Below are 6,973 nucleotides of genomic sequence, written 5' to 3' on the forward strand. Positions count from 1 at the left end.
TCAACCATATTTATGGGGATTTTTCAGCGCTGGGATTGCTCCATGAATTTTGACACCTCGTCATGTACGCCCTGGCGTCAATAGATCGCACGCTCCGGCTGGCGAGACGCGCGCGCCGCCATTGCATGGAGCAGTGATAATGCTTTTTCGCTGGCGAAACGATGCACTTTCGGGTTGGTGAAATCGGTCAACGGCACGGCGCCTGCAACGACCAGGTTGGCCACGAGGGTGCTGCTGTGCGTCTCATCTGCAACGACGTAGATCAACAACTCTATCGGAATTAGCTGCAGATACGCAAACAAGAGATCCAAGAACGCTTGGTTTCCAAAACTGCAGGCGCGCAGTACATCCTTGTGCCGCCGCATTGCCAGCGCGTGGAGTATTTTCCCCTGAAGGCCTGCTGCGATAAACGTGGCCAGCAGTTCGCGGGCAAGTGCCCCTCCTGGCGTCGTAAAGGCAGCCTTGGAAAAGACATGGTTGACCGGGTGATTTTTATCCTGCAGGGCTGAATCCGAAAAAATGCGATCGCCATGCTTCGGGCTGAGTCCTGCCAGGTACGCCCTGAGTAGGGGGTTGCCGTGGATTTGCACCGCGTCAATGCAAAGATGGTTAAAGAGGCGGCGCTCAAGACGTGGATCATCGGCAACAGCGCCAATCAGCCCATGCTCGAACAGCGCCTGCCAGTGGGGTTGAGCGTCTGCAGCGCAGGCGAGGGCGACCTCCAGGCTCCCGCCGGGCGAGGTCTGGATGAAATAATTCAGCGTGTCGCTGGGGACATTGGACATGGGGGCATCTTTTTTACTGCGCCAATAGCGCGCCAAATCTGCGCCAGTGCGGAGCGGGAATGAGCGGGAAAGTACGTGATGAAGCGGCATGGCTCATGGCCACATGAAACGGCTTGAAATTTGATAACTACATGATATCATTGAAGAATATTGGGGTTTCAGGCGCGATTGGGAAGGGTCGGGATAGGGTGTCAAATATGCGAATCTTGCGTTCACACTGCAGGGGTCGCAAGTTCGAAACTTGCACCGCCCACCAAAAAACATAATAAAATCAAAGGACTTCTCTTAGTGCGAAGCCCTTTTTTTATGCCCGGTGTCTAAAAAGTGTCTAAAATAATGGTGGACGATCATGGATTGTTTGCGATGTTGGACAGGATTTGGTCAACTGGAAAGCAGCATTTCTGTGCTGATGTCAGACGATCTTTTGCCGCGTAGTTGAAAAAGATTGTTTTAATGAAGCCGAATCTTCAACCAAGTCTCACGTAATCTACGTATCGCGAACTCTCGAAGACCACTTTCCTGTGTTTTTGTGTCGATACGCCGAACGGACGTGTGAAAAATGCTGAAAGATTCTTGAAGAAATTTGTCAAGAAGTGGTGTGATGATCAAGTTGCTCAGCCCGAAAAAGTCCAAAACTGATCGATGGCAATGATCGTTTCCACAAATCTAGTCCCAAAAGGATTCTCAGCATGTTCCTTGTGGCCTTTCATCTTTGTTCGGCCAGAACATCGCACCGACACCGCCTTGATTGAACACGAATTGGTTCACTACAGGGAGCAGGCATGGATGACGCCGATATGGGTGCTTCTGTATCTCGTTTCTCGAAAATTCCGCCTTGCCGCAGAAGTTCGGGCCTACACCCGGCAGATTGAACTGGGGGGCGTATCACGGGAGCAAGCAGCCCAAGCGTTGCTGAGCTATCGACTTGGTATCAACTATGGGAAAGCCATGCAGGAATTAACCTGAAGTAAGGCAGCGAAAGCTCATGTCCCGGGGCTTACTAAGTTATACCAATCCCAAGATATAGAGAACCAAAGCCAGCGATCGGAGTCAGAGCAGTCTTGGCTCTCGCAGGAGATTACGAAAATGTCATCTCAGCACATCATTGATCAGCTGCAGCCCTATGATTTCGACCGGCTGGCCCGCAGGGAACCCGATGGACGCCGGCGACTGCGCCTGATAGCGCTGGCGCACCTCAAGGATGGCAAAAGCTATCTCGAGGTGGCTGCCGCACTGCGCGTGACCCGCCACGCGGTCATGCGCTGGGTGCAATGGTTTACCGCCGGTGGCGTGGCCCGTCTGGCCGGCATGCCGCACGACTGGAGTACGCAGCGCCTTGCCAAAGAGCACGAAGAGGCGTTTCGCCAGGCGGTCGAGAAACTGCAGGGCGAACGCGGCGGCGGGCGGGTGCGGGGCGAAGACATCCGCCAGTTGCTGGCCGGGCAGTTTGGCGTGGCCTACAGCCTGAACGGTGTGTATGACCTGATGAAGCGCCTGGGGCTGGTATGGATTTCGGCCCGCGCCGTCAGTCCCTACGCCGATCCGGTTGCACAAGCCGAATTCAAAAAAAAACTTCGTCCAGGAAGTCGCCGCAACGCTGCCGCCAGGCGTTGCGCCTGAACAGGTGGACATCTGGTTCCAGGATGAAATGCGCATCGGCCAGCGCGGCACGCAAACGCGCCTGTGGGCACGCAAGGGAACGCGGCCCCGGGTGGTGCGTCAGCAGCAGTCCGAATCGGCCTACGTCTTTGGCGCCGTCTGTCCACAGCAGGACAGTGCCATCGGTCTGGTCATGCCGCACGCCAATACCGAGGCGATGAGCCATCATCTGCAGGTCCTGAGCGAAGCGGTGCCTGCGGGACGCCATGCCGTGCTGGTGCTGGACCGCGCGGGATGGCACACCACGCCCAAACTGCCGCAGTTCCCGAACGTTTCATTGTTGCCGCTGCCAGCGGGGTCGCCCGAGCTCAACCCGGCCGAGCAGGTGTGGGCGCAACTACGCGACCGGCACTTGGCCAACCGCTGCTACGACGGCTACGAGCAGATTGTTGACGCCTGCTGCGACGCCTGGAATGCCTTCACGCAAATCCCTGGCGCCATCCGCTCTTTGTGCTCCCGCAGCTGGGCAGTGCTGCCTTCGGCTTCGGTTATTTCATGACACGGGATTGGTATTACTTGTGTTGTATGGCAAAAGTGGGCTTGTTCACTTTGACTTTCTGCGCGGCGATACCGGATTTGACGGTGCCAAGCGTTGTTGGGCTTGAATTGGCTTCCCCAACAATGGTGGCTTGAAGAAGTGGTCAGAATGTAATGAACATATCACCAATTCACAAGTGAAAACGCGGTATCGTTTGACCTATTTGGTTTAAGCCGATGGATGAATTTCAGTAGATTGATTTTCAGAAACAGCCAGCCGCTGCCAGAATGTATCTATGGCAGCATCTTTTTGCCGGTCTTCTTCATGCGTGTGGTGATAGCTACACCAGTCATCCGGCTGCGGATTGCGGTTTGGTTTTTGCATTTTTTCGCTGGCCATAAGGTATCTGACGACTGGCACCCGGTTGGCGCATGAGGAGACTTGGTTGCGTTCTGCTGGGGTGAACGCAGCGCAGGTTGAGCATGACCTACGCAGCATGGTCATATCTTCGCCGTTTACAGATTCGTATTGATTCAGCATGATCATTTTCCCCTATGGTAGAGCTTGTCAGATAGCCTGAACAGGGTCGTTTTAATCCAAGGCGTACTTGCTCACGCTACTTCTGGGACAAGCAGATTTGCGAACATTTTTCTGCGGCCGGGTGCGCGAAACACAATTTCTAGGCTGGGGATATGAATGACCCGTACCTCTTGATGTTTGGGGTGTGCCATGCTTTTTGCCGCCACCGCAATGGCCAAAGAAAGATTTTTGTAGAGTAGGCTGGGATTTGTGGGTGGTAATAAGCCGCCAAGGGCTGTTGATTCGCATTCAATAAGGTAATGATCTGACACTGACCTGAACTCCTAAAAATATGTAAATAAAGTTTACCTATTTGTAGTAATTTGTGCGAAGTGGTTTTCACCTAGCCAAAACTGGGTAGGGCATCACGCAGGTTTAGCTGGTTCGACGCCAGCCATTTTTTAAGAAACTCATTGCCTGTGATTGGCCCTAAACTTAACTCCATGAGCATCGAGTCCATCTCCAAATTCACAGGCGCAGCCGCAGAACTGTGGGCAGCCATTCCTGCTGATATCAAGAAGAAATTGATTTCGAACGTCTTGTGCGGAAAATGTCGCCACGAGGTCACCATTAGCAACTTCACTGGGGCTGTCAAAAGTGGCGACTTGTTGCTAGTCGGTTCGTGTTCAGAATGCCATGGTGATGTGGCGCGATTGGTTGAGGGGAAGTGAAACGGGGCTTGGAATGATCGTTTGCACAAATCTGATCCCAAAAGGCTTCTCTGCTGTTTGTTTATGGCCGTTCATCTTTGTACGACCTGAACATCGCAGCGATAACGCCCTGATAGAACACGAATTGGTTCACTACCGTGAGCAAGCTTGGATGACACCAATATGGGTGCTTCTGTATCTCGTTTCCCGAAAATTTCGCCTTGCAGCAGAAGTTCGAGCCTACACCCGGCAAATTGAAGTGGGTGGCGTTTCACGAGAACAGGCAGCCCAAGCGTTGCTGAGCTATCGACTTGGAATCACTTACGGTAAAGCCGTGCAAGTTTTGGCTTAAAAGTAGCGCAACGAAAGATCATTTTCGGGGGCTACCTCAGTTACTTGTGCTGTACGGCAGAAGTGGGCTTGTTCGCTTTCGTTTTCTTCGCGGCGACGCCAGATTTCACGCTGCCGTTAGGTTTCGGGAATGCGATGGGATCGACTTTGACCTTAGCTACGCCATCGTGTTTCGTAATCCCGATCTTGTGCGCCGTAGAAGGAGAAACGTCCAATATCCGACCTTTCACATACGGCCCACGATCACGAATGGTGACTTTCGCGCTTTGGCCGGTCTGAAGGTTAGTAACTTTCGCAGTGGTTCCAAGCGGAAGAGTCTTACTGGCAGCGTTGTCGCTGTGTGGGTTCATTTTTTTTCCATCGGCCATCTTTTTGCCTGCTAACTTTCCCGCAAAAACCGATGCCTTACCAATGCGCTTGTGACCCGACAGGTCAGGCTTAGCCTTCGTGTCCTTTTGTGACGACACGGAATGCTGCCGTGCTCGTTTTCCTGCGGCGTGTGCATCAGGAGAGAACCCCACGACACTGGTACCGATCATCCACACCATCACAAACCCGGTAAGGCAATTGAAGTTGAATTTCTTCATCATCTTGTCGATGCTCCTTGCAATCAGTGGCATCATTACATTCCCTTGGGGGCGGTAGCTCAGTTGGGAGAGTGCTGCGTTCGCAATGCAGAGGTCGTGAGTTCGATCCTCATCCGCTCCACCAAGAATTTTTCTACAAACGAATGACTTGCGATTTCCTGCAAGTCATTTTTTATTGTGCCTAAATTGTCTGACGCCTCCTTGCGTTAGCTGTGGATTTTCAACATCGTTGTTCAAGGATTTCGATGAATTGAAGATGAAATCGGACAAAAAGGTCTGGGTTTGGCAAGTAATTGTTATTTACCACTCAACCACGCATTGCCTGTCCTGATCCGATCCGATCCGTTAAGCATGCTCCTACCCAGTAGATGACTAAAAGAAGAACAACAAAGCGCCCTCATACCCGAACAAAGTTTCACCTGATCTACATGCTGCTGGCGCTGGCAATCGGTCTGTCTCTTCATTCCTGTGCCGACATTCCTGCGGGGCGTGAATTAGCTACCAAATTCGGCTTGGATGGTGTCATCAAGGAACTTGGCACGGCGGCGCGAGACCTTGCCAGTACGGCTAAAACGGCCTCCAAGGCTGCGACTTCAATTAAGAGATACACAGGTGACGACACTGATTCTTTTTCGGCCTGTCGCCAATTTTTTGCAGGCGGAAAACCACCCGTTGTGGCACCACGACCCACCAGCCGTGACCTTTGCTACGACGCTTTTGCAATCCTGCACTCTGGTGAAAAAAAAACAGCCGTGTTTGTCGCTGAAAAGCTCAACCGCGCATCCATAGCTGATGCCGACGAAAAGCGAACGAACAAATTTTTTCCAGATGCACGGCTACGTTCTGCCGAAAGGGCGACCTTGGATGACTACAAGGGCAGTGGTTTTGATCGTGGTCATCTTGCGCCAGCAGGGGATATGCCTACCGCGCAGGCAATGGCTCAGAGCTTCTCGTTAGCGAATATGGTGCCTCAAGCCCCTGAACACAACCCCCGGGTGTCAGACTTGTTGTCGCGTCCAATTCTTCAATGGCTAACTGCCCGGCAACGACATTTCATGACCAGAACACCGCATTCACATCACTCCCTTGAATTTAAAGAGCAGGCATTGCTCAAAGCCAGGCATCGCGGCACGCGTTCCGTTATCAGCGTTGCCAGTGAACTCAACATGTCCGCCGGCACGCTCAGGAAGTGGCTGCAAAGCGCAAGCAAGAAAACCGGCACGATAGCCCCCCCGGTGTCCGCTGCAACTGCTGCACTGGACGGCCCGGCGTCGGCCTGGACGCCTGCACAGCGTTTGATGGCGCTGCAGCAAAGCTATGCACTGGATGACATGGCCCGGGCCAGCTGGTGCCGCGAGCATGGCGTGTTCGAGCATCAGCTGGTGCAGTGGCACCAGGCGTTTTGCACCCCTGCCGTGCCCGCTTCACGCGAGGCGAGCGGCGCCTTTCGCGAGCTGCAGCGCCAGCATGATCAGTTGCAGCGCGAACTCAGGCGCAAGGAAAAGGCGCTGGCCGAGGTGGCTGCCTTGCTGGTGTTGCAAAAAAACTTCCAGGCGCTGTTGGAGGGCGCGGACAAATGACGTCCGTCCAGCAGCGCCAAAAGTTGCTCGGCCTCATTGACAAGGCCTGCGCCGACGGGGCGCGTTTGCAACCGGCTTGCCGCCAGATCGGCTTGTCGTGCCGCAGCGTGCAGCGCTGGCAGCGCTCTGAGGCGGCCGAGGGTGACCAGCGCCCTTCAGGCAAGCGGCGCTATGCACGCCCGGCCAACAAGCTGCTTGAAGAAGAGCGCCAGGCCGTGATGGCCACGCTCAACAGCGAAGCGTTCAAGGACTTGCCGCCGAGCCAGATCGTGCCTCGCCTGGCCGACAGCGGCGTCTATGTGGC

At 54.0% G+C, this 6,973-nt stretch carries 10 protein-coding genes, 1 tRNA gene and 2 pseudogenes; 9 read left to right on the top strand and 4 right to left on the bottom strand.

Annotated elements, in window-relative coordinates; translation table 11 throughout:
• Window positions 1-77 precede the first annotated feature (77 nt).
• Window positions 78-785: a hypothetical protein gene (locus EC86_RS0105770; RefSeq protein WP_156955229.1), complete on the bottom strand. Its 708-nt coding sequence runs from the start codon at window positions 783-785 to the stop codon at window positions 78-80.
• A 642-nt stretch (window positions 786-1,427) separates the two neighbouring features.
• On the opposite strand from EC86_RS0105770, the gene EC86_RS0105775 reads away from it, so the two are divergent.
• The 3 genes from EC86_RS0105775 (at window position 1,428) to EC86_RS0105785 (ending at window position 2,943) form a co-directional block, all read left to right on the top strand.
• A complete protein-coding gene (locus EC86_RS0105775) occupies window positions 1,428-1,751 on the top strand; it encodes a hypothetical protein (protein ID WP_156955230.1) in 324 nt (107 codons plus the stop codon).
• Window positions 1,752-1,871: 120 nt separating this feature from the next.
• Window positions 1,872-2,405 (top strand): helix-turn-helix domain-containing protein, encoded by a 534-nt coding sequence (locus EC86_RS0105780; protein ID WP_029524726.1) that lies wholly within the window; start codon window positions 1,872-1,874, stop codon window positions 2,403-2,405.
• Complete coding sequence (locus EC86_RS0105785; RefSeq protein ID WP_198026760.1) at window positions 2,332-2,943, top strand: IS630 family transposase; 612 nt, start codon at window positions 2,332-2,334, stop codon at window positions 2,941-2,943. Before EC86_RS0105780 ends, EC86_RS0105785 begins: the two co-directional genes overlap by 74 nt.
• 207 nt (window positions 2,944-3,150) lie before the next feature.
• On the opposite strand, the gene EC86_RS28580 is transcribed toward EC86_RS0105785, so the two are convergent.
• Window positions 3,151-3,462 (bottom strand): hypothetical protein, encoded by a 312-nt coding sequence (locus EC86_RS28580; protein ID WP_156955232.1) that lies wholly within the window; start codon window positions 3,460-3,462, stop codon window positions 3,151-3,153.
• Window positions 3,463-3,533: 71 nt separating this feature from the next.
• A complete protein-coding gene (locus EC86_RS28585) occupies window positions 3,534-3,773 on the bottom strand; it encodes a hypothetical protein (RefSeq protein ID WP_156955233.1) in 240 nt (79 codons plus the stop codon).
• Window positions 3,774-3,944: 171 nt separating this feature from the next.
• Here EC86_RS28585 and EC86_RS27585 point away from each other — a divergent pair, with 171 nt between their 5' ends.
• Both EC86_RS27585 and EC86_RS28590 read left to right on the top strand, forming a co-directional pair.
• Window positions 3,945-4,172, top strand: a complete 228-nt coding sequence (locus EC86_RS27585) for a hypothetical protein (protein WP_084181195.1) — start codon at window positions 3,945-3,947, stop codon at window positions 4,170-4,172.
• Window positions 4,144-4,503 (top strand): hypothetical protein, encoded by a 360-nt coding sequence (locus EC86_RS28590; RefSeq protein WP_232229810.1) that lies wholly within the window; start codon window positions 4,144-4,146, stop codon window positions 4,501-4,503. The genes EC86_RS27585 and EC86_RS28590 overlap by 29 nt, the downstream gene beginning before the upstream one ends.
• Before the next feature lie 40 nt (window positions 4,504-4,543).
• Here EC86_RS28590 and EC86_RS0105800 read toward each other — a convergent pair whose 3' ends face one another.
• Window positions 4,544-5,122: a septal ring lytic transglycosylase RlpA family protein gene (locus tag EC86_RS0105800; protein ID WP_232229812.1), complete on the bottom strand. Its 579-nt coding sequence runs from the start codon at window positions 5,120-5,122 to the stop codon at window positions 4,544-4,546.
• A gap of 15 nt (window positions 5,123-5,137) precedes the next feature.
• Between EC86_RS0105800 and EC86_RS0105805 the strand changes: the two genes are divergently transcribed.
• The 4 genes and pseudogenes from EC86_RS0105805 to EC86_RS29450 all read left to right on the top strand — a co-directional run.
• Window positions 5,138-5,213, top strand: a tRNA-Ala gene (locus tag EC86_RS0105805).
• A 244-nt stretch (window positions 5,214-5,457) separates the two neighbouring features.
• Window positions 5,458-6,078: pseudogene (locus EC86_RS29830) on the top strand (DNA/RNA non-specific endonuclease); the annotation flags it as partial.
• 177 nt (window positions 6,079-6,255) lie between these two features.
• Window positions 6,256-6,669 (top strand): transposase, encoded by a 414-nt coding sequence (locus EC86_RS30350; RefSeq protein WP_269635732.1) that lies wholly within the window; start codon window positions 6,256-6,258, stop codon window positions 6,667-6,669.
• Window positions 6,666-6,973, top strand: a pseudogene (locus EC86_RS29450) (IS3-like element ISGur6 family transposase); the annotation flags it as partial. The gene EC86_RS30350 and the pseudogene EC86_RS29450, both read left to right, overlap by 4 nt.

Source organism: Polaromonas glacialis (assembly GCF_000709345.1).
In the GTDB taxonomy this organism is placed as follows: Bacteria; Pseudomonadota; Gammaproteobacteria; order Burkholderiales; family Burkholderiaceae_C; genus Polaromonas; species Polaromonas glacialis.

Excerpts from the sequence above, each read along its gene's own strand:
- EC86_RS0105770 (WP_156955229.1), bottom strand. The coding sequence starts at position 785 with ATGTCCAATGTCCCCAGCGACACGCTGAATTATTTCATCCAGACCTCG.
- EC86_RS0105775 (WP_156955230.1), top strand. The coding sequence starts at position 1,428 with ATGGCAATGATCGTTTCCACAAATCTAGTCCCAAAAGGATTCTCAGCA.
- EC86_RS0105780 (WP_029524726.1), top strand. The coding sequence starts at position 1,872 with ATGTCATCTCAGCACATCATTGATCAGCTGCAGCCCTATGATTTCGAC.
- EC86_RS28580 (WP_156955232.1), bottom strand. The coding sequence starts at position 3,462 with ATGCTGAATCAATACGAATCTGTAAACGGCGAAGATATGACCATGCTG.
- EC86_RS27585 (WP_084181195.1), top strand. The coding sequence starts at position 3,945 with ATGAGCATCGAGTCCATCTCCAAATTCACAGGCGCAGCCGCAGAACTG.
- EC86_RS28590 (WP_232229810.1), top strand. The coding sequence starts at position 4,144 with ATGTGGCGCGATTGGTTGAGGGGAAGTGAAACGGGGCTTGGAATGATC.
- EC86_RS0105800 (WP_232229812.1), bottom strand. The coding sequence starts at position 5,122 with ATGCCACTGATTGCAAGGAGCATCGACAAGATGATGAAGAAATTCAAC.
- EC86_RS30350 (WP_269635732.1), top strand. The coding sequence starts at position 6,256 with ATGTCCGCCGGCACGCTCAGGAAGTGGCTGCAAAGCGCAAGCAAGAAA.